At 61.5% G+C, this 21,994-nt stretch carries 17 protein-coding genes; 11 read left to right on the top strand and 6 right to left on the bottom strand.

Features of this window, described 5'->3' with window-relative positions:
- Positions 1–12 precede the first annotated feature (12 nt).
- The 8 genes from VF769_RS12985 to VF769_RS12950 all read left to right on the top strand — a co-directional run bounded on the left by VF769_RS12985 (position 13) and on the right by VF769_RS12950 (position 6,820).
- Complete coding sequence (locus tag VF769_RS12985) at positions 13–879, top strand: NAD(P)-dependent oxidoreductase (protein ID WP_331008842.1); 867 nt, start codon at positions 13–15, stop codon at positions 877–879.
- The gene (locus VF769_RS12980) at positions 876–1,901 is read left to right on the top strand and encodes an amidohydrolase family protein (protein ID WP_331008841.1); all 1,026 of its coding nucleotides are present in this window, start codon (positions 876–878) and stop codon (positions 1,899–1,901) included. The genes VF769_RS12985 and VF769_RS12980 overlap by 4 nt, the downstream gene beginning before the upstream one ends.
- Complete coding sequence (locus VF769_RS12975; RefSeq protein ID WP_331008840.1) at positions 1,898–2,917, top strand: aromatic ring-hydroxylating dioxygenase subunit alpha; 1,020 nt, start codon at positions 1,898–1,900, stop codon at positions 2,915–2,917. The genes VF769_RS12980 and VF769_RS12975 overlap by 4 nt, the downstream gene beginning before the upstream one ends.
- Positions 2,910–3,314, top strand: a complete 405-nt coding sequence (gene ligA, locus VF769_RS12970) for a protocatechuate 4,5-dioxygenase subunit alpha (RefSeq protein WP_331008839.1) — start codon at positions 2,910–2,912, stop codon at positions 3,312–3,314. Before VF769_RS12975 ends, ligA begins: the two co-directional genes overlap by 8 nt.
- Before the next feature lie 2 nt (positions 3,315–3,316).
- Positions 3,317–4,165, top strand: coding sequence for a class III extradiol dioxygenase subunit beta (locus VF769_RS12965; protein WP_331008838.1), 849 nt, complete (start codon positions 3,317–3,319; stop codon positions 4,163–4,165).
- On the top strand, positions 4,162–5,103 hold the full coding sequence (locus VF769_RS12960; RefSeq protein WP_331008837.1) for a Gfo/Idh/MocA family oxidoreductase: 942 nt from the start codon (positions 4,162–4,164) through the stop codon (positions 5,101–5,103). Before VF769_RS12965 ends, VF769_RS12960 begins: the two co-directional genes overlap by 4 nt.
- Positions 5,103–6,269, top strand: a complete 1,167-nt coding sequence (gene pobA, locus VF769_RS12955; protein ID WP_331008836.1) for a 4-hydroxybenzoate 3-monooxygenase — start codon at positions 5,103–5,105, stop codon at positions 6,267–6,269. Before VF769_RS12960 ends, pobA begins: the two co-directional genes overlap by 1 nt.
- A gap of 125 nt (positions 6,270–6,394) precedes the next feature.
- Positions 6,395–6,820: a MarR family winged helix-turn-helix transcriptional regulator gene (locus VF769_RS12950; RefSeq protein ID WP_331008835.1), complete on the top strand. Its 426-nt coding sequence runs from the start codon at positions 6,395–6,397 to the stop codon at positions 6,818–6,820.
- Positions 6,821–6,861: 41 nt separating this feature from the next.
- Here the strand turns inward: VF769_RS12950 and VF769_RS12945 are convergent, their stop codons facing one another.
- From VF769_RS12945 to VF769_RS12925, 5 genes are all read right to left on the bottom strand, one after another.
- Positions 6,862–9,225 (bottom strand): TonB-dependent receptor, encoded by a 2,364-nt coding sequence (locus tag VF769_RS12945; protein ID WP_331008834.1) that lies wholly within the window; start codon positions 9,223–9,225, stop codon positions 6,862–6,864.
- Positions 9,226–9,336: 111 nt separating this feature from the next.
- Entirely contained in the window at positions 9,337–10,632 is a 1,296-nt protein-coding gene (locus tag VF769_RS12940) for an MFS transporter (RefSeq protein WP_331008833.1), read from the bottom strand.
- Positions 10,633–10,696: 64 nt separating this feature from the next.
- On the bottom strand, positions 10,697–12,817 hold the full coding sequence (locus tag VF769_RS12935) for an acetate--CoA ligase family protein (protein WP_331008832.1): 2,121 nt from the start codon (positions 12,815–12,817) through the stop codon (positions 10,697–10,699).
- An 8-nt stretch (positions 12,818–12,825) separates the two neighbouring features.
- Positions 12,826–13,698 carry a p-hydroxycinnamoyl CoA hydratase/lyase gene (locus VF769_RS12930; protein WP_331008831.1) on the bottom strand — a complete coding sequence of 291 codons (873 nt, stop codon included), beginning with the start codon at positions 13,696–13,698 and terminating at the stop codon, positions 12,826–12,828.
- 19 nt (positions 13,699–13,717) lie between these two features.
- A complete protein-coding gene (locus VF769_RS12925) occupies positions 13,718–15,115 on the bottom strand; it encodes an aldehyde dehydrogenase (RefSeq protein ID WP_331008830.1) in 1,398 nt (465 codons plus the stop codon).
- Positions 15,116–15,270: 155 nt separating this feature from the next.
- Here VF769_RS12925 and VF769_RS12920 point away from each other — a divergent pair, with 155 nt between their 5' ends.
- Positions 15,271–16,383, top strand: coding sequence for a 5-methyltetrahydropteroyltriglutamate--homocysteine S-methyltransferase (locus VF769_RS12920; RefSeq protein ID WP_349258142.1), 1,113 nt, complete (start codon positions 15,271–15,273; stop codon positions 16,381–16,383).
- A gap of 209 nt (positions 16,384–16,592) precedes the next feature.
- Positions 16,593–18,647: an alkaline phosphatase D family protein gene (locus VF769_RS12915; protein WP_331008828.1), complete on the top strand. Its 2,055-nt coding sequence runs from the start codon at positions 16,593–16,595 to the stop codon at positions 18,645–18,647.
- A gap of 103 nt (positions 18,648–18,750) precedes the next feature.
- Here VF769_RS12915 and VF769_RS12910 read toward each other — a convergent pair whose 3' ends face one another.
- Entirely contained in the window at positions 18,751–21,138 is a 2,388-nt protein-coding gene (locus tag VF769_RS12910; protein ID WP_331008827.1) for a TonB-dependent receptor, read from the bottom strand.
- 225 nt (positions 21,139–21,363) lie between these two features.
- Here VF769_RS12910 and VF769_RS12905 point away from each other — a divergent pair.
- Positions 21,364–21,994 (top strand): TetR/AcrR family transcriptional regulator (locus VF769_RS12905; protein ID WP_331008826.1); only part of this gene is annotated, 631 nt, incomplete at its 3' end.

Below are 21,994 nucleotides of genomic sequence, written 5' to 3'. Positions count from 1 at the left end.
CACATCTTCCCCATGTCGAACGCCGTCGCGATCATGGGCTTTGGGGAATCCGCGCAAACCTTTGTCGGCGACCGACGCTGGCGGGGCCAAGCGTTCGCCTATGACATCAAGACCGATACGCCGGCGACACGCGCCGCCAAATTAGCCGATTACGCGCGCCTGCGCGCGACCCCGTGCGAAAATGCGGCCCAAGCCGTGCACGAGGCAGCGACGATTTTGAGCCTGGTCACCGCCGACCAAGCCGCGATCGCAGCGGCGGCGGCGGCGGCACATCTCAAGACCGGCGCCCTGTTTCTCGACATGAACTCCGTTGCGCCTTCGACAAAGAGAAGCGCCGCCGCTCATGTGCGCGCCCAGGGTGGGCGCTATGTCGATGTCGCGATCATGGCGCCCGTGCGTCCGGCGGCGCTTGAGGTTCCCGTGCTGGTCAGTGGCCCCGATGCGCCTGAGGCGGTCGCTGCGCTTCAGGCTCTGGGCTTTGCCCAAGTGCGCGAGGCGGGCGACGAAATTGGCCGTGCTTCACGCATCAAAATGGTGCGCTCTGTTTTGATCAAATGCGTCGAGGCCGCCGCCGCTGAATGCCTCCTCGCCGCTGATGCAGGCGGCGTCACTGAGGACGTTTTGGCCTCGCTTTCGCCCGCGTGGCGCGAGCAACTCAATTACAATCTCGAGCGCGTTCTCGCTCACGGCCTGCGCCGCGCCGCCGAAATGGAAGAAGTCGCGCTCACTTTGCGCGATCTCGGCGTAGAGCCGCTTCTCACCGAACGCGCCGCGGCGCGGCAACGCGAGTTGGGCGCGCTTCAAATTTCGCCCGCGCCCGAGGCGCTCGCCGACAAGCTCGCCCGCATCCGCACCGCCACGAAAGCGAACCACACATGAGCTTGGTGATCGATTGCCACGGCCATTACACGACCGCGCCCGGCCCGCACAATGATTGGCGCGACGCGCAGAAATCTGCGTTCAAGCAGGGACAATTGCCCCCGCCCTATCCTGATATTTCCGACGACCTCATCCGCGAGACGATCGAAACCAATCAACTCAAATTACTACGCGCGCGCGGCGCCGACATGACCATCTTCAGCCCACGCGCTTCGGCCATGGCGCATCATGTCGGCGACGCCTCGGTCTCGCTTGAATGGGCGCGGCGCTGCAACGATCTCATCGCGCGCGTGGTCGACCTCTATCCAGGGAGCTTCGTTGGCGTTTGCCAATTGCCGCAATCGCCGAAGGCCGACCTCGCCAATTCCATTCTCGAGCTTGAGCGCTGCGTTCGACAATTGGGCTTCGTTGGCTGCAACCTGAACCCCGATCCGGGCGGTGGCCACTTTCAGCATCCCGCCCTCACCGACAAGTATTGGTATCCATTCTACGAAAAGATGGTCGAACTCGACGTCCCGGCCATGATCCACGTGTCGGGTTCGTGCAATCCGTGCATGCATGCAACGGGCGCCTATTACATCGCCGCCGACACCATCGCCTTCATGCAATTGATCGAAGGCGATCTCTTCCGTGACTTTCCCGATCTGCGTTTCATCATCCCGCATGGCGGGGGGGCGGTCCCCTATCATTGGGGACGCTATCGTGGTCTCGCCGACATGCTGAAGAAGCCTGCGCTCGACACGCATGTGATGAAGAACGTCTATTTCGACACCTGCGTCTATCATCTGCCCGGCGTCCGGTTGCTCTTCGATGTGATCGATCACCGCAACATTTTGTTCGGCTCGGAAATGGTTGGCGCCGTGCGCGGAATCGATCCAACGACCGCGCATCATTTCGACGACACCAAGCGCTATTTGGATGCGCTCGAACTAACCGACCACGTGCGTCATGCGGTCTTTGAGGGCAACGCACGACGCGTCTTTCCCCGTCTCGATCACAAACTCAAAGAGCGCGGCCTGTGACCTTCATACGCAATCGCTGGTATGTCGCCGCCTGGGATGGCGAGGTGAGTTCAGAACCGCTCGCCCGCACAATCTGCGGCGAGCCGCTCGTGCTCTATCGCAAGCTCGCCGGCGATGTCGTGGCGTTGCGCGACGCGTGTCCTCATCGCCTCCTGCCCTTGTCGATGGGGTTGCGTGAAGGCGACAACCTACGCTGCACATATCATGGCTTGCTCGTAGGCCCTGACGGCAAGCCGCGTGAGATGCCGATTGTGCATGAGCGCGTCAACGACAAGGTTTGCACGCCCGCCTACGCCGTAGTCGAGCGGCATCGCTTCGTCTGGGTGTGGATCGGCGATCAATGGCGCGCCGACCCAGGCCTCGTGCCGGACTTTTGGCCCTGCTCGCGCGAGGGATGGGTGTTCGATGGCGGCTATTCCTATGTCAAATGCGATTACCGGCTGTTCGTCGACAATCTGATGGACCTCACCCACGAAACCTATGTTCACATGGGTTCGATTGGGCAGGCCGAACTCATGCAGGCGCCGCTCGAGACCGCTGTCGATGGCGATCGCGTGACGCTTTCGCGCTGGATGCCGGCTGTGTCGCCGCCGCCATTCTGGCGTCAAGCGCTCAAACGCGATTGCACGGTCGACCGTTGGCAAATTTGCAGCTTCATCGAGCCATGTTCGGTGCTGATTGATGTCGGCGTTTCGCCCGTGGAGGCGGGAGATACGCTTGAGCGCCACGATTCCGGCGTGCGCGGCTTCGTCATCGATTCCATGACGCCAGAAACGGAGACGACGTGCCACTATTTCTGGGGCATGGCGCGCAATTTCGAAATCGATGACGCGGGCCTCACCGCGCGGCTCAGGGCCGGCCAAGACCGCATCTTCGGCGAAGACGTCGAAATCCTCGAACGCCAACAACTCTCCATCGCCGCCAACCCCGACATGGCCTTGCGCGTGCTCTCGATTGATTCAGGCGGGGCGCACGCGCGCCGCGTCATTGAAAGACTGATGAAGCAAGATGCCTGATCGCCTCAAAGACTACCTCGCCGCCTTCGACGACATACCTGGAACGCGGGTCTACACGACAGAGCGCGCGCGCGAAGGCTATTGGGTCAATCAATTCTGCATGAGCCTGATGAAGCCCGCGAATCGCGAGCGCTGGCGCGCCGATGAGCGCGCTTATCTCGTCGATTGGCCCATGACCGACGCACAAAAGGAAGCGCTGCTCGCGCGCGATTATAATCGCCTGCTCGATCTGGGCGCGAACATCTATTATCTCGCCAAGGTCTTCTCCACCGACGGATTGTCGTTCGTGCAAGCGGTCTCCACCATGACCGGCATGAGCGTGGACGAATATCAAGCCATGATGCTCGCGGGCGGTCGGTCCCCAGAGGGCGTGCGCTCCATCAAGGAGGGAAGCTGATCATGGCGCGCATCAGTGCAGGCATCGCCACCAGCCACGTTCCTCTCATTGGCGTCGCCATCGATCAAAATCGAGGGCACGAACCCTATTTCAAACCGATCCTCGCCGCTTACGATTGGACACGCCACTGGATCTCACGTCCCGAAAACAAGCCGGACGTTGTCATCCTCGTTTACAATGACCACGCATCCGCGTTCGATATGAACATCATTCCCACCTTCGCCATCGGCTGCGCGGAGCGCTTCGCGCCAGCAGACGAAGGATGGGGACCGCGCCCGGTGCCGATGGTCGAGAACCATGCGCCGCTCGCCTGGCACATTGCGCAAAGCCTGATCCTCGACGATTTCGACATGACCATCATCAATAAGATGGATGTGGATCATGGTCTGACCGTGCCGCTCTCGGCCGTGTTCGGACAACCCGATGCGTGGCCCACGCGCGTTATTCCGCTCGCAGTCAATGTCGTCACCTACCCCGTGCCATCCGGCAACCGCTGTTGGCTGTTGGGCGAAGCCATCGCGCGGGCAGTGGAGAGTTTCGACGAAGACCTCACCGTGCAAATCTGGGGCACCGGCGGCATGTCGCATCAATTGCAGGGCAAGCGCGCGGGGCTCATCAATCAAGCTTGGGACCAGCGCTTCCTGGACGACATGGTCGCTGACCCCGCACGCCTGCGCGCCATCCCGCACATCGAATATCTGCGCGAGACCGGCTCGGAGGGCATCGAGATGGTCATGTGGCTCATCATGCGCGGCGCGCTTGGCCCAAACGTGCGCGAACTCCACCGCGCCTATCACGTGCCCGCGTCGAACACCGCTTTAGGCCATCTCGTTTTGGAGAAGACATCATGAAAGTGGCCCTGGCTGGCGCAGGCGCCTTCGGTGAAAAGCACTTGGACGCGCTCAAATTGATCGAGGACGTTGAAGTGGTGAGCCTCATCGGGCGCAGCTTGGAGAAGACACGCGCAATCGCGGCCAAATACGAGGTGGCCCATGTCAGCGACAAGCTCGAGGATGCGCTTGCGCTGCCAGGGGTCGAAGCGGTGCTCTTGTGCACGCCAACGCAAATGCACGCGGCCCAAGCGATTGCCTGCATGGACGCGGGCAAACATGTCATGGTGGAAATTCCGCTGGCCGATTCCTGGGCCGACGCCCAAGCCGTCGCCGCCAAACAGAAGCAAACCGGTCTTGTCTGCATGGTGGGACACACGCGCCGCTTCAACCCCTCCCACCAATGGGTTCACAAGCGCATCGCGCGCGGGGAATTGTCGATCCAGCAGATGGACGTGCAGACCTATTTTTTCCGCCGCACCAACACCAATGCGCGCGGCGAGGTCCGCTCTTGGACTGATCATCTCCTATGGCACCATGCGGCGCACACAGTAGATCTTTTCCAATATCAGACTGGCGAAAAGATCGTGAAGGCCAACGCGCTCGCAGGCCCACTTCATCCCCAACTCGGCATCGCCATGGACATGTCGATTCAATTGAAGACAGCGTCTGGGACAATCTGCACGCTCTCGCTGTCGTTCAATAATGACGGCCCGTTGGGCACATTCTTCCGCTACATTTGCGACAACGGCACCTATATCGCGCGCTATGACGACCTCTTCACCGGCAAGGACGAGAAGATCGATGTTTCCAACATCGATGTGTCGATCAACGGCATCGAGTTGCAGGATCGCGAATTCGTCGCCGCTATTCGCGAAGGCCGCGAGCCCAACGCCTCGGTTACACAAGTGCTGCCCTGCTACGAGGTGCTGCATCAATTAGATGCGAGCATGGGCTGATGAAGGCCGATGTCGCCATCATCGGAGCCGGCCCCGCGGGCTTGATGTTGGGCCACAAACTGGTCCAGGCGGGAATCGATGTCTTGCTCATCGAACGCCAGTCGCCGGACTATGTCTTGAGCCGCATTCGCGCGGGCGTTCTCGAACAGGTGACTGTCGATCTGCTCGACGAATTGGAATTGGGCGATCGGCTGCATCGCGAAGGGTTGCCGCATCATGGCTTCAATCTCGCAGACGGCGAGCGGCTCATTCGCATTGATCTCGAAGAGCTCACCAGCAGGTGCGTCACCGTCTATGGTCAAACGGAAGTCACGCACGATCTGATGGCCGAGGCGCCCCGGCGTGGCTTGTCTATTGTCTACGAAGCCAACGATGTCGTCCTTCTTGACCTCGAGAGCGAGACGCCCGGCGTGCGCTATTTGAAAGACGGCGCCGAGCATATCGTGCGGGCGCGGTTTGTTGTGGGTTGCGACGGCTTCCACGGGCCATCGCGTCAAGCCATCGCTAAGACCGGCAAAGCCTATGAGCGCGTCTATCCGTTCGGCTGGTTGGGCCTATTGGCCGACGTGCCGCCCTGCAATGAAGAACTCATATACGCCAACCATGAGCGTGGCTTTGCCCTGGCTTCGATGCGTTCGCCCACGCGCAGCCGCTATTACATCCAAGTTGCTCTGAACGAAAAGCTTGAGGACTGGCCGGACGAACGGATCTGGGACGAGCTCGCGCTGAGGCTTGGCCCTGAAGCGGCGGCGCGCATAACGCGCGGACCATCGATTGAGAAGTCGATCGCGCCGCTTCGATCCTTCGTGTTCGAACCGATGCGTTTCAATAATCTTTTCCTTGCAGGCGACGCCGCCCACATCGTACCGCCGACCGGCGCCAAGGGATTGAACCTCGCCTCCTCGGATGTGGCCTATCTCGCGCGCGGTCTCATTCAATGGTTCAAGAGCGGTCGGCGTTCTGGGATCGATTCCTATTCCGAGACGGCTCTGAAACGCGTTTGGAAATCCGAGCGCTTCTCCTGGTCACTCACCTCACTCATGCATCGCTTTCCTGAAGCAGGCGCCTTTGGCCGCCGCATGCAAGTCGCGGAGCTCGATTACATTGCCGGTTCCCGCGCGGCTCAGACGAGTATCGCTGAAAACTACGTTGGTCTTCCCTTGTAAGTCCGCTGTCCATAATCGCACCTGCGACCGCGCCGCGACTTGCGGACAGCGCCTCTTCCCCCTAGCCCCAACCTGAGGCTCAATAGCGCCCTTCCGCTATAGCCGATAGGAAAGGCCAAAGGGACGTGACGACCAACCCTTTAAAGCAATTGCCAGGCTATCTGCTGCGCCGCGCCTCCGCTGCGACCATGGGAGCTTTGGCAAAGCGGCTTGAGGAAATCGAACTGACGCCCTCGGAGGCGTCAGTGCTTCTCATTATCCGCGAGAACCCCGAAATCATTCAAAGTGAGATCGGACGCATGCTGGGCATCGTCAGCGCGAATATGACACCGCTTGTGGCGCGCCTTGAGGAACGTGAATTCGTCAAGCGCATGCCAATCGATCGGCGTTCATTTGGTTTGAAGACCACCCGACGCGGCGCGCAGGCCGCCGAGCGGGCGTTTGCAGCAATGCAAGAGCAAGAGGCGCTCCTGATCGAGGCCGTGCCGGCCAAACATCGCGCCGCCTTCCTACAGGCGCTCAACGATCTCAACGCCGCGCTTGAAGACTAGCCTTCCCCGCGCCCTAGAGGCGCGGGGAAGAGCTGTCCGGCTTAGAAGTCCGCTGTGAAGCTCAAGGAGAAGCTGCGCGGTCGGGCGTAGATGATCTCAGCGTAGCCCGACGACGTCGTAAGCGAGGACGTGCCGGCCACGGGATAAAGTTCATCCGTCAGATTGTCGCCGCGCAAAGTGATGCGCCACCGACTGGCCTCATTAGCCAGCACCAGCGAACCATTGACCAATGTGACGGCCTCCAATTGGGCGATCTCCGGGGAATTGCCCGCGTCGAAGTATTGTTGGTCTGTGTAACTCACATCGATGCGCGGCGTGAGCGACAGATTGTCTGAGAGCGCGAACTCATAGCCAACTCCCAAGCTCGCCTGCCATTCAGGCGTGAATGGCAGAGTGCTGCTGAGTGTTGCAACCGAAGTCGGCACCACCGGTCCGAAAGGCGGAGGATCGGTAATCGAGTCAAAGCCATCGTCGAGATACCCCAGGCTCGCATCGATGCTTAGCCGTGCGGTCGGCGACCAGGACAATTCAAGCTCGGCGCCATCAATCGTGGCGACGCCCGCGTTGAACAGGAGCGGCACGACGCCCAAGCGATAGGTCATTTGAATGTTGTCGTACTCGGTGCTGAAGACAGCGCCATTGATGCGCAGCCCGGGTGCGGGATTGGATTTGAAGCCTAGTTCGTAGGTCTCCGCGGTTTCCGCATCAAAGCCGATCGGGGCGTTGCCGGGCGGCGCATTGTTGTAGCGCTGATTGAAGCCCCCGCTCTTGAAGCCCTGCGACCAGCTCGCATAGGTCATGAGCGCTTGGTTCCAGCGATACTGGATGCTGGCCGATCCCGTCGTCGAATTGAACGATTGTGTGTAAGGATCGCGCGTGATGAAGAGGCAACCAGTCTGCGTCGGCGGCGCCCCGCCAAAGGGGCACAGTCCCGCCGGCGGGGCCGGCTCCGGCGTTGCGGCGCCGGCTACATTGAACATCGTACCCTGAAGCGACTTTTCTTCGTCAGTGTATCGAACACCTGCCGAAAGCGACAGGTTCTCGGTGAGGTCGAAAGACCATTCTGTGAAAGCCGCCCAGGCTTCGGTGCCAAGCTCGACGCGCTGCGTATCGTAAGACGTGCCGGGATTGCCCAGATAGACAAGCACCCGATCATTTGTCGTCTCATCGAAATAATAGGCGCCGAGGACGCCTTGCACGCGGCCGAGATCAAAACTTGCCTGCAGTTCCTGACTGAATTGTTCGCTCTCGCTGGCGTAGCTCGTGTGCAGGATGAGTAAAGGCGTGTTGTCGGCGTCGCGCGATCCGTCCCACTCGAGCTGACGGCTCGATGTGATGGATTTGAGCGTGATGGCCTCGTTGAGCTCCCACTCGCCCACGAGCGATACGCCGAAATTCTCAAGCGAACTCGACGCGGGGAAAGTGCCGCCATTGGTGAAGGAACCAAGCGCCTGGGCGTTGTTGCCACAACGATCGTCGTCGAGCGGTCCCACCAATACAGGCGGCGGCAGACCATCGAGAATGTTGGGACACCCAGCCGCGATGCTGGCGGCGCCAACGAAGAGCGCCGCTGGGTTCATGGCGCGGAAGACGAACGGTGAACCGTTCTCATCCTCATTGGCGTAATCAACGCGTGCAGTGAGCGTCATATCGGTCGTCGGCGTCCAGCGCAGCGCCGCCTGTCCGGAATAGGTATTCTCATCGCCCAAGTCGACGCCGTCATAAGCGCGCGTCACGTAACCGTCGCGTTGCCGGAAGCCGAGCGAGGCGCGTGCGGCCCAATTCTGCGAGAGGGGAATGTCGAAGGCGGCGAAGCCTTCGTACATATTGTCTTCACCCACGCCCAAACGCAGCGTGTTGCCCGCGCCTTCTCCCGGCGCATTCGTGGTGATCAGGACCGCACCCCCGATCGTGTTGCGCCCAAAGAGCGTGCCTTGAGGACCGCGCAACACCTGAACGCTCGCGATATCGCGGAAATCCATCGCGCCGCCCACCGAGCGGCCCATATACACCTCGTCGATATAGATTCCGACACCCGGATCGACCGCAGGCGTTGCGTCGGTTTGACCAATGCCGCGGATGAAAACTTGCGCTGCCGAATTGTTGCCTGTCAGCGTGCCATAAGAAGTAAATTGAAGGTTGGGCGCGACCTGATCAAGATCCGTGGTCGAAGCAAGACCCCGCTCCTCCAACGCCGCCGCCGTAATCGCGGTGACGGCGATCGGGGTGTCCTGCAAATTCTCGGCGCGGCGGCGCGCAGTCACAACGATCTCGTCGCTGGCTCCACTGGCCTGCGGCTGCGTGTCCTGGGCCAGCGCAGGCGCACCAAACATGCTTGCCCCGACCAGGGCCTGAAGCGCAATCACGGACGCGCGGCTCAACGCCGCCTTTGGCGACCTTCTCATATTCTCCTCCCCTTCACCGCTCTCTCGGAGGAGAGCCTTTTGCTATTCTTTATTGCTATCTTTCATAACAAACGAAATGACGCAATATATTCGCGTCGCTTACGACGAAGTTCAGATTGCCTGTGGCTTGCGCAACGCAATCAATGCTGCGAGTGCGAGCACCGACCCGCCCGCCATCGCCACCGAGACTTGCAGCAGATCGGAGCCTGCCGCGAACATAACGCCCGCTACAACAGGGCCAAGCGCGGCCCCGCCTCGGCCCATGCCGATGACAAAGCCAGTGCCGCCGGCGCGCACTTCAGTCGGCAGATAGCTTGCCATTAGAGCGTAAAGTCCCACCACCGCCGCATTGGTGCAAAAGCCCGCAGCCGCAGCGACGAATGATAATTGCGCCAACGTCTCATAACCCAAACCAAACACGGTGAGCATGCCCGCGGAGGCGACCAACGCGCCAGCGACAAGCCATTTCACGTCGAAGCGCTGACTGAAAAGTCCGAGTACGACGGCCCCAATTGCGCCGCCCACATTGGCCCACACCAGCACGCCGCCCGCCAAAGGAGGCGAGAATCCCATGTCCGCGACGATTTTCGGGATCCATTTGAGAATGTAATAGAACGCCATGATGTGCGCGAAGTACGCAATCGTCAGCAGCGCCAGGAGGCTGCGCCAACGCTTCGAGAAGAGCCCCTCCGCTTTCACTGCCCGCGCCTCGATTTGAGGCAGTGCATCCACTGTCGGATGGCCCATGCGCTTCAGCGTGGAATTGATGCGCTCGAGCGCCCGCTTCGGGCGCGCCTTCGCAAGGTAGGCCACCGATTCCGGCAGCATGAAGAGCACGACGGGCAAAAGCGCCAGCGTGAACCCGGCGCCGAGAAGAAAGACCGCGTGCCAGGAATAATGGTTGAGCATCTGCGAGGCGACAGCGCCGCCGGCGACAGCGCCAATGGGAAAGCCTGCCGCCATGATCGTTACACAAAGGTGGCGACGCTTATCGTTCGAATATTCCGCGACGATCGCGTTGACGGAGGCCAGCATACCGCCAATGCCCAATCCCGTCGCCAACCGATAAGCCGACAATGAGACGACATCATGGGCGAAGGCTGCCGCAATCATGCCCGCGGCCATGATGAGCAAGCACAAGATGATGATGGGTCGTCGCCCGATACGATCGGCCAGTCCGCCAATCAGCACGGAGCCCAACGCCATGCCGATCAATTCCATGGATAGGACCAAACCGAGCGCCGCCCGATCGACACCCCAATCCGCGGCGATCCCTGGAGACGCAAAGCTTATCGACAAGACGTCGAAGCCATCCACCGCGTTCAACAGAACGCAAATGACCACGGCCGCGATCTGAAATGCGCCCATGCGCTCTTCGGCGATGATCTCGCTCGGATCGCGGTTCATGCTTTCCTCTCCCCTCTCGTGCGCATGCCGTCTTTGCGCGGCTCCACGCTGCCTGCTCAACGCGCTATCGTGGACCCTCCAACGACATCAATGCATCAAGCACGCTTATGCCCTGCCCCCGCGGATGGACCACGACGGGATTGAGATCGATCTCGGCGATACGCGGCTCTTGCAGCATCAACGCGCCAAGCCGCACGGCGAGCGCCGCCAAGTCCTCAATCGCGGCCGGCGGAGCGCCGCGGAAGCCCGTGAGCAGAGGCGCCGCGCGTAACTTCAATATCTCGGAGACGAATTCGCCATCCGAGAGATCGGGCGCCAGCACCCGGAAATCGCGAAGCGCTTCGGCCTGTACGCCGCCGAAGCCAATCAACAGCACCGGCCCCCACGCAGGATCGCGCCTGGCGCCCAGAATCATCTCAATGCCGCGCGCGCCCATGCGCTCCACCAGCACGCCATCAAGTTTGATGGAGGCATCGTAGGCCTTGACGTTGGCGAGGATACTCTCCCACGCAGCCACAGCCTCGGCGCGCGAGGCGATATTGAGCGTGACGCCCCCCGCATCGCTCTTGTGCGAGAGCGCCGATGACTGCGCCTTGAACACGACGGGAAAGCCAAGCGCCTCGGCGGCGTCCGCCGCCGCTTCGGCGCTTGTCGCGAGACGGCCCTCCGGGCAAGGCAGTCTGATTGCGCGAAGTATTGCCTTGCTTTGGTGTTCGGCGATGACGCCGCTGCGGGCGGGTAGATTGATGGCGATAGATTTTGCGGGTTCGCCAGCGCGCACCGTCGGCTTTTGCACAGCAAGACGCGCCAGTGCCCGGATCGCGCGCTCGGCGCTCGGCAGAGCGCTCGCGCCCAGTGCGCGCAGGCGGGCCAAATAATGCGCTGGCGCAGGCGCGCCATCATCAAGGCCAGAATAGATAATTGGCTTTGTAGGCTTGGATCGCTCAAGCGCGTCTATGATGGCTGGCAGTTTGAGGTCACAGGTCGGCGTGTCGGTCTGGATGATGCCAAGAACGATGGCGCCGATGCGATCATCGCCACATAGGGCGGCGATAGCGCGGCCATAGAGGCCGGGATCAACCAAGGCCTGCGCCGTCAAATCAACAGGATTACTGACGGGGACAAAGCCAGGCAGCGCCGCGCGCAACGCCGGGGCATCCGCGTCGCTGAGCGCCGGCAAAGAGAGGCCAACGCTTTCCGCCAAGTCCAGAGAAAGCGCCTTGAACGCGCCAGATTCGGTCAAAATCGCAACGCCAGACGACCTGAGCGAAGGCCCTCGCACAACGATCTCGATGAGGTCCGATAATTCCTCTACGGTCTCTGCGACGATGATGCCGGCGCGCTCAGTCAAGGCGCGCATGACGCTATAATCGCCAGCCATGGCGCCTGTATGTGTGGCCGCTGAAAGACGTGCGGCGGCGCTGCGTCCAGGGTGAAGCAGCACAATGGATTTGCCCGCGGCGCGCGCGGCGCGCGCAAGTTCGAGAAAGCGCGGCGGATCGCGGAATTGCTCGACGATCATCCCAATCACGTCGGCGCGCCCGTGCTCCAGGACATAGGAAAGGTAGTCTTCAACGCCGCTCGATGCTTCGTTGCCGGTGGAAACAGACAGAGTGACGCCAACGTCCTTCGCCGCCAGATTGGCGCACAGGACCGCCGCCATCGCGCCGCTTTGCGAAACCAAAGCCGCGCATCGCCCCTCTTTCAGCTGCGCCGCGGGTGTCTGCACGAAGGTGAGTGCAACCCCAGCCACATTGTTGACGAAACCCAGGCAATTAGGGCCAAGAAGCGCCATCCCAGCATCGTCAGCAGTCGTCGCAAGCGACTTTTGCTCGCTGAAGCCCTCCGCGCCGCCTTCGGCAAAACCCGCCGAGAAAATGACGGCGCCGCCAACACGTTTGCGCGCCAGCGCCTCCACCGCCTCCAGAACGCCAGCTTTGGGGATAGCCAATACAGCTGCATCCACCCCGTCGGGCAGCTCATCAATGGAGCCGATACAGAGACGGCCGCCAATCTCGGCGCGTTTGGGGTTTATGAGATAGATCTCACCCTCGAAACCACCGCGCACGAGATTGTCCAAAACGCTTGCGCCCAACGCGCCGGGAGACGCCGACGCGCCCACGATCGCCACCGATCGCGGCGACAGCAGCCGATCCAGATTCAAGCTCACCGGGCCCTTACGCATCTTTGGACTCAGGTGCGCTTCTTATCATAGGCGCCGAGACCCGGTTTATAGGTCTTATCATCTATGAATTGCTTGATGCCTTCCTTTCGACCATGGTCGTCGAAGGAATTGGCCGCCTCTTGCGCGCGCACCAGATAATCTTCGGCGTTGTCGTACGTCATCTCGCCAACGCGGCGCATGGCGTCCTTGGCCGCCTTGAGCGCCACGGGATTCTTTTGAGAAAGCACCTTGGCCACTTCCTCGACGCGCGCGCGCAACCGCTCGCCCGGATGGGCTTCGTTGACGAGCCCCCACTCGACGGCCGTCCGGCCATCGATGTTTTCCCCCATCAAGGCGTGATACATCGCGCGGCGAAAAGGCATGAGCTCCCGCGCCACCTTGGTCGCGCCGCCGCCCGGCAAGATACCCCAATTGATCTCGGAGAGACCAAATTGCGCATCATCTGCCGCAAAGGCTAAGTCGCATGCAAACAAAGGCCCATAGCCGCCGCCGAAGCACCAGCCATTGACCATCGCAATCGTCGGCTTTTGATACCAACGAAGTCGACGCCACCAACCATAGGCTTCGCGCTGCGCCTGGCGCACCGCACCCAGTCCGCCAGCTTCGGTCTCTCGGAAATATTCCTTGAGATCCATCCCCGCCGACCACGCAGCCCCTTCGCCTGTAAGCACAAGCACCTGCACATCATCGCGAAACTCAAGCTCATCGAGCACGCGCATCATCTGGCGATTAAGCTTGGGGCTCATGCAATTGCGTTTTTCCGGGCGATTGAACCGAACCCAGGCGATACCCTCGACGACATCGAAAGCCACCGTATCGACCTCTGCGCGTTCGCTGGGTTGCGCCGCGCTCGGTTTGGCGCGAGCCGATTTGCTCGTCATGCGTAAAATCCTCTATTTCTTAGATAGGAAATTGCCCACTCTGCGTCTCGATCGTGATCCAACGCAGTTCAGTGAATTGATCGATGCCCGCTTTGCCGCCGAAGCGGCCGTAACCCGAGGCGCCTACGCCGCCAAACGGCATCTGCGCCTCGTCATGCACCGTGGGTCCATTGACGTGGCAGATGCCGGAACGAATTTGGCGCGCGATACGCAAGCCCCGCGCGATATCGCGCGTAAATACGGATGCCGAGAGGCCATAGGCGCTGTCGTTGGCCAGGGCTACGGCGTGCGCCTCATCGCGCGCGCGGATGATGGCCACAATCGGCCCAAAACTTTCGTCGCTGTAGATCTTCATGCTCTTGTCGACGTGATCGACGACGCTGGCTGGCATCAGCACCGTCTCGGCCTCCCCACCGGCCACAATGCTGCCGCCCTTTGCGCGCGCGTCAGCGATCAACTCGTTGACATGTCGCACCGTGCGTTGATCAACCACTGCGCCCAGCGGTGTCTTGCCCTCGCGCGGATCGCCGACCGCAAGCGATTTTGCCTTGGCCCCAAACCGCTCCACGAACGCGTCGGCGATCGCGTCGACAACGATAATGCGCTCGGTCGACATGCAGATTTGGCCTTGATTCATGAAGGCGCCGAAGGCGGCGGCTTTCACCGCTTCGTCAAGATCGGCGTCCTCCAACACCAAAAGCGGCGCCTTGCCGCCGAGTTCCAGCAGGCATGGCTTCAGTTGCTCGGCGGCCTTGCGCGCGATAATGCGGCCGACGGCAGTCGAGCCGGTGAAATTGATCCGCCTTACGGCCGGGTGATCGATGAGGGCGCCCACGATCTCGCCTGCGTCCTTCGGCGCGTTGGTGACGACATTGACCACGCCTTCCGGAAAGCCAGCTTCGCCAAACGCCTCCACAATCAATTCATGCGTCCGCGGACACGTCTCGGACGCCTTCAAAATTACGGCATTGCCGCACGCGAGCGGCACCGCGATCGCACGGACGCCCAGAATGATGGGCGCATTCCAAGGGGCGATCCCTAGGATGACCCCGACCGGCTCCCTAAGCGCCATCGCCAGGCAGCCCGGCTTGTCGGACGGAATGACTTCACCCGCAATCTGCGTTGTGATGGAAGCCGCTTCGCGCACCATGGACGCGGCCAGCATGAGATTGAAGCGCGCCCACCCCTCGGTTGCGCCGATCTCGTCCATCATCGCGCGAACAAAATCTTCAGCCCGCGCTTCCAGAGCCGCCGCAGCTTTCATCAAGCAGGCGCGCCGCACGTTCGGACCTGTCGCGGCCCATACCGCCGAGGCGGCTTCCGCCCGTTCTGCAACAGAGATCGCTTCAACGACGCTCATCGCCCGGGCGGTGCTCGCAACGTTCTGAGTCAGCGGATTAAGGCGTTGGAATTCCACGCGCAGCCTCCCTGGTTCTTATGCTTATTGCCTTCCGCCATAGCGGAGGTTATTGCTATATTCAATAGCTTTTTCGGATTGGCTGCATGGTGCATTGCGAAATAGCGGCGCCGCCATGCTCATCCTGGAATGCACATAAGCCGGGAGGAAGATTTATGACACGCCGATCACCGCCGTTTCGCGCAGACCATGTGGGCAGCTTGCTTCGTCCCCCTTCTTTGCTCGCCGCCCGGAAGAAGACCGCCGAAGGCGCCATGACTCTCGCGGAATTGCGCGAGATCGAAGATGTTGAGATCAAGCGCGTGATTGCGGCGCAGGAGGCGATCGGCCTTCGCGCCGTGACAGACGGCGAGCTCCGGCGCGCCTACTTCCACCTCGACTTTCTCGAACGTCTCGACGGCGTGAGCGTCGAAGGCGCGATCGCCGCCAATTCCGATGCGGAGAAAACCGTGCACTTCACGCCGCCGCGCTTGAGCGTCACAGGGCGCCTCAGACATGCGCGGGACATTCAGGTGGAGGATTTCAAGTTCCTCAAAGCGCATGTCGCCCATACGCCCAAAATCACGATCCCCTCACCTACCATGGTGCATTTCCGCGGTGGTCGCGCAGCGATCGACATTCATTCCTATCCCGATCTCGATCTTTTCTTTGAAGACCTCGCCCAATGCTATCGCGACGAGATCGCCGCCCTCTACGCAGCGGGCTGTCGATACATGCAGTTGGACGATACTAATCTCGCCTATCTGTGCGATCCGAAGATGCGCCAAGGTGCGCGCGAACGCGGCGATGATCCCGATCAATTGCCGCGCACCTATGCCGCGCTGATCAATGCGGCGCTGCGCGACAAACCCAGCGATCTATGCGTCTGCGTGCACCTCTGCCGCGGCAATTTTCGCAGCGCCTGGTTCGCGGAGGGTGGCTACGAGCCCGTCGCCGAGATCCTCTTCAACGAGATGAATGTCGACGGGTATTTTCTTGAGTACGACGATGAACGCTCTGGCGACTTCTCGCCCTTGCGGTTCCTTCCCAAGCACAAGATCGCCGTGCTAGGCCTCGTCACCTCGAAGCGGGCGGCGCTTGAACCGCAGACAGAACTGCTCGCGCGGATCGACGAGGCCGCGCGCTATGCGCCGCTGGAAAACCTTTGCCTCAGCCCGCAATGCGGCTTCTCCAGCACAGAGCACGGCAATGACATTACAGAGGCCGAGCAATGGAAGAAACTCGCACTCGTCGCCGACACGGCGCGCCGGGTTTGGGGCGAACCATGAACCCGCCCTTGCAGTAAGGGAGGCTGCGCCCCGGCGTACGCACCTTCCCGGTGGCGGCCTTTACGGCTTGACCGCCGTAAACAGGGTGGCGGCTGTCTGTTGATCGGCGAAACCGGTCGCCTATCCCCTCCGCTCTGTCGATCTTTGATTGCTCCTCAGCGCGCGCGGGGCGCCCCCTACGCGCCGCGATCATGGGGAGAAACATCACAATGGGCGCAGCATCGACACGCCGGACGCTCTTGAAGCAAGCGGCCGCCCTAGGCGCTGCGCTCGCTTTCGGTCAAAGCTGCGCGCACGCGCCGTCGGGACCCCGTACCGAACGGCGCGACCTCTACCCTCAGGGCGTGGCTTCCGGCGATCCTGCGCCGGACAGCATCATCTTGTGGACGCGCCGTGAGCCGGATGAAGGCGTGAGCGCACACCGCCTTGTCGTCGAGATTGCGAGCGATGAGGCGTTCTCCCGCGTGGTCGCCCGTGGCGATGTGGAGGTGAACGCGGCGACCGACTGGACCTGCCGCTTCCTTGCCGCGGGTCTGCGGCCCGCGCGTGAATATTGGTATCGCTTTGTCGACGAGGCGGGAAACATGAGCCGCGTCGGCCGCACGCTCACCGCGCCAGCGGAGCATGACGATCGCCCGGTGCGCTTCGCGTTCGTGAGTTGCCAGGACCCGACCATCGGCGCCCTCAATGCCTACAGGCGAATGATCTACGAAGACGTGCGCCGTCCGCGCGCCGAGCAGCTCGGATTCGTGCTGCATTTGGGCGACTTCATTTATGAAATTGTTAAATACCCAGAAGACGCACCCGACGGACGAGATCGCGGCCGTCGCCTGCGCGCGCTCTTCCGGTACCCGAACGGCAAGAAGGTGCGCAACTTCCACTTCCCGACCGATCTTGGCGATTATCGGACCATCTATCGCGCCTATCTCACCGATCCCGATCTACAGGATGCGCGCGCACGCTGGCCGTTCGTGCCTGTGTGGGACAATCATGAATTTTCGTGGAACGGCTTCCAAAGCCAGTGGCAAATCTTCAACGATCCGCCGGAGCCGGCGCAAACGTTGAAGGTCGCTGCAAGCCAAGCCTGGTACGAATACCAGCCGGCGCGCGTCGCCAAACCAGGGGTCGGCGATGCGTTCGAGGCGCCCGCCGTGACGGATACGCCGCCATCAGACTTTGACGCGCGCGGCCTCAGTCGCGAACCCAACAATCTCACCGCGATCCAGGCGCTACGAATTCACCGCGCATTTCGTTTCGGCAAGAACGCCGAACTGATCCTCACCGACAACCGTTCCTATAAGGCGGGACCAAACCCGCAAAACACTTGGTTCGAAGCGAGCTTGCCGCCCAACATGTTGCCCGAAACGGCGCTCGACATCATTGACCAGGGACGCGAGTACAATGGCGGCGCGCCCCCAGCGACCATACGCTTCGGCGCCGAGGAAATTCCGAACGAGTGTATCAACGCCACGCCAGATGCGTATCTGGGCCTCGATCAAATCGCGTGGTTCAAGGATCGCCTGCGCGCCTCGTCCGCGCCCTGGAAGATATGGGGTCACTCCTTGGGCACGCTCACTTTCCGAGCCGACCCACAGAACCTTCCTGCGCCGCTCAACGAGCGTTGGCCCGATGACGGGTACGCCGTGTTCAACGCGGGATATGCTGTCGAGCACGGCGAAATCTTCGACATGGTCCGCCAAGAAGGCATCACCGGCTTTACGGTCGTCGCCGGCGACAAGCATTCGTTTTGGGCAGGCTATCCCTGCAAGACCTTGCCGCCACGCCCGTTCGACCCCGTCGGCGTGGAATTCATCACCGGCTCGATCACGGCCCAGGGTCACGCCGAAGTGGTGGCGAATGGCATGCGCTCGGATCACCCCTACCGCGCGCTCTACATCCGTGACATGCCCGATGGCGCGAAGCAGTGCGCGACCAACATGACGATATTGCACGGCGTGCGCTCGTCACTCACGCTTCAGGAGACTGGCGATGTTGCCGCCGCCCGCGCTGTGCGAAATCCCGACGTCTCACCAAACCTCACATTCGCCGATTACGGCGGATACGGCTACGCCACAGTGCGCGCTTCGCCGGATGAGTTGGAGACGGAGTTCGTCTGCATTCCGCCGCCCTTTGAGCGCGCCGAGACAGAAGACGGCGGCCCGCTGCGCTACCGCGTCGTGCACCGCGTCGCGCGCTGGGCGCGAGGCGAGCGGCCTGCGTTGCGGCAAGAGGTGGTTGAGGGGGACGTAGAGCTTTCGATTTGAACTTCGATACTGGACGCAGGCGAAGTTGGGCTAGCTGCCTCGCCTGCGCCGTCGACCGAAGAATCCCAAAAGGCGACATTGCCTCCGTGCTGCGAGGCAAGCCTCAATATGTGTAGGTGAGATCCACGCCCCACATACGCGGCTCGGTGATGCCCACAAAAGGCGTGCCGAGGCTGGCGGCCGTAATGTTGTTGATGCCCGTCACATATTGCTCGTCGAACAGATTGTTGACGAAGAGGCCAAGCTGAATCCGTTCGCTCTGATCGCGCCAATAGGCGCGGAAATCGGTGCGGTTCTGTGCTTCGCTCGGGTCGAACATTGGGTTCGGACTGCAATTGCCTTGCGCGATCGAGTCGTCATTGCAGCGCCCTTCGCCGCGATAGGCGTGCACCAACGACAGATCGAGCGTGCCGGCGTTCGCAAAGTCGAATTGATACGACACCCCGCCCGACCATGACCAATAGGGCTCGCCCGTCGGCTGGCCCGACAGATCGTCGCCGCCGCCGGTGACCTTGTTCTTGAACGTCGCGTCGATGTATTGGGCGTTGACGAAGAGGTTGAACGCCTCGGTGGGCGACCAATTCAATTGCGCATCGAGCCCCCATGCCTCATCGTCGCTCGTGGTCGTCACATATTGCTGGATTGTGCCGACGGTCTCCAGACTGATCGATTGCTTGCCTTCGTAGAGATAGCTGAAGGCAGAGAGGTTGAAGATCAGGCCGTTGTCGAATTCGGACTTCACGCCGATCTCGATATTGTCGACGTCCTCATTGTCGAACCGCGAGCCAGGCTGGACGCTGTTGAAGCCGCCGGCCTTGTAGCCCCGCGCATAGGACGCAAACACCATCACATCGTCGCTGATGCGATAATCCGCCACGAAGCGTGGGCTCACATTCTCCCACTCGTCCGACAGTTCGCACGTCACCCCCTCCGCGACGGTGACGCCATTATCGCAAGCGACGCCGGCGAAGCCATTCATGTCGAAGACGACATCGAATTGGAACGCGTCGGCGGTCGCCTGGTCGATGACCGCCAGATCCACGAGCGCCGCCAGTGTGGCGTCAAGTTCGGGCGCGACGCGCGGATTGTTCAGCCATGCGAAGGTCTTCTCATCGCGCGTGTAACGCAGGCCGAAGGTCAGATTGAGCCGATCAGTGGCGTGCCAAATCACGTCCGCGAACGCGGCGGTGGCGCCGAACTCGCCGCGATTGATCATATCCTCGCTCCAGCCCAGCCCCATCACCGTCGCCGGCACGCCAAAGAAGATCAGCGCGTCTTCGAGGTCTTGGAATGGCGTGATGCCAACGGCATTGGCCAACGTATTGTTGATGCTGCTCGTGTTCGCGAACGTGTCGCTGCGCTGGCGCGCGGTTTCATCATAGTACGACACGCCGGCGATCCAATCGATCGCCTCCGTCCCGCCCGCCAAGCGGAATTCCTGGTAGAAGGAATCGTTGTCTTCGCGATTGTTGGTGTCGAAATAGAGATCGATGCGATTTGTGCCGTCCTCGTCTTCGCGGTTCTCGGTTTCGAAATGGCGCGCCGAGGTCAGCGATGTGAACGTCATGTCCCCAAATTCGTGGGTGATGTTCAAAGTCACTTCGTCCAGCTCGCGCGTTTCGTGATTGTCGATCGCGTCGTTGAAAATCGTGCTGGTGAACGGATTTGTGTAGGCGTTGGGATCGGCGGGCACGGGCGGCAAGCCGGGGCCTGACACATCGACGATGCCAATCGCCGGGCGCGCGTCCTGATCGACGTCATCGTGCGTGTAGGACAACGTCGCCTGCGTCGCCGGCGAGATCTCCCAACGGAGCGCGCCGCGCACAGCCCAATTTTCCTCGCGATCATAATCCTCGCCGGTGACGCCGTCGGTCAGCCACCCGTCGCGCTGATTGACCACGCCGTTCAGGCGCAGCGCCAAGCTCTCGCCGAGCGGCAGATTGATCAGGCCCTCGAGACGGCGCTTTTCATACTCGCCGAAGCGTACGCCCAGGCGTGCTTCGAATTCATCGCTGGGCTGGTTGGTCGTGATCGACACCGCGCCAGCCGCGCTGTTGCGGCCAAACAGCGTGCCCTGCGGCCCCTTCAACACTTCGATGCGCGCCACGTCGGAAAACGCGAGCAATCCGGCCCCGGAGCGCGCCGCATACACGCCGTCGACATAGACGCCGACGGCCGGATCAGTGCCGACGCCGAAATCGGAGGTCGTCACGCCGCGAATGGAATAGCGCGCTTGCGTGGGGCTGCTATTGGACACCGCCAGGCCCGGCACGAACGCCGACATATCGCCGATATCGTCGGCCGCGAGCTGATCGATCGTCTCCGCCGTCACCACTTGCAGCGTGATCGGCACATCCTGCAGCGCCTGCTCGCGCCGCTGCGCGGTCACGACGATCTCTTCCGACGCGTCTTGCGCATACGCCAAGCCCGTGGGCGCCGCGGCGACGGCTGCGCCAGCCAGCAGAACAAGCTTCAGATAATTGGTGCTCACGATGGACCCCCGCCCGGCGTTAATCCCCCCGTGGCTGCCGGTCCGGCGTCGGCCGCCATGAGCGACGCTGAAATAGCGCGCGCTACAAATGATGAAACGGAATATTTTTCTGTTTGGCAAGCGTGACGGTCGCGCTAGGTTCGATTATCTGGCTGCCGTAGGGATTTTGGCGCATCTCGCCCAGCGTTGTGCGCCCGCTGGTTTGAGATCGGAATTGGAGAAGTCGTGACGCAACGCCCGACGCAGGACGCGACCTCCCTGGAGCGCCGCACCTCGCCGACGCAGAAACGCGCGCGCGAGCGGATCCAACGCATCCTGGAGGCCACCGCGCATCTGCTGGCCAACACGCCTCTGGAAAGCATCACCACAAGCACGATCGCGGCCGAAGCTGGCGTACCGGTGAGCTCGATCTATCGCTACTTCCCCAACGTCCAAGCCATCTACAAGGAGATGTTTGAAGGCCTGGTGAGCCAGCTGCATCTCAAAGTGGCCGCGATATCAGACGACACCAAACGCTGGCCGTCCTGGCGGGCGCGCCACCGAGAAGTGATGCGCGCCATGCGCGCGGTAATGGGCGAAAATCCGGCCTATCCGCCGCTCTTCTACCTGATGGCCTCCACGCGGGAATTGCGCGCGCTGAAGGACAACGCCAACGCCCAAATCGCGGCGCATCTGGCCGCGCGCTGGGCGCGCGGCGAAGATGGCTTTCACGGCGGCGATCCGCTCATCGTCGCGCGCATGGCCACGGAAATCTTCACCGCCTTCGAAGTGCTCGCCAGCGGCGGCGACGCCGACCTCGCTGAAAAGCTCTTCGCCGAGACATCGCTGGCGCTCGAGAGCTATCTCAGCCTTTACC

Origin of the sequence: Vitreimonas sp. (assembly GCF_036392335.1) — a bacterium.
In the GTDB taxonomy this organism is placed as follows: Bacteria; Pseudomonadota; Alphaproteobacteria; order Caulobacterales; family Aquidulcibacteraceae; genus Vitreimonas.
The sequence above is the reverse complement of the archived record's forward strand: the minus strand, read 5'-3'. Positions and strand labels throughout refer to the sequence as shown.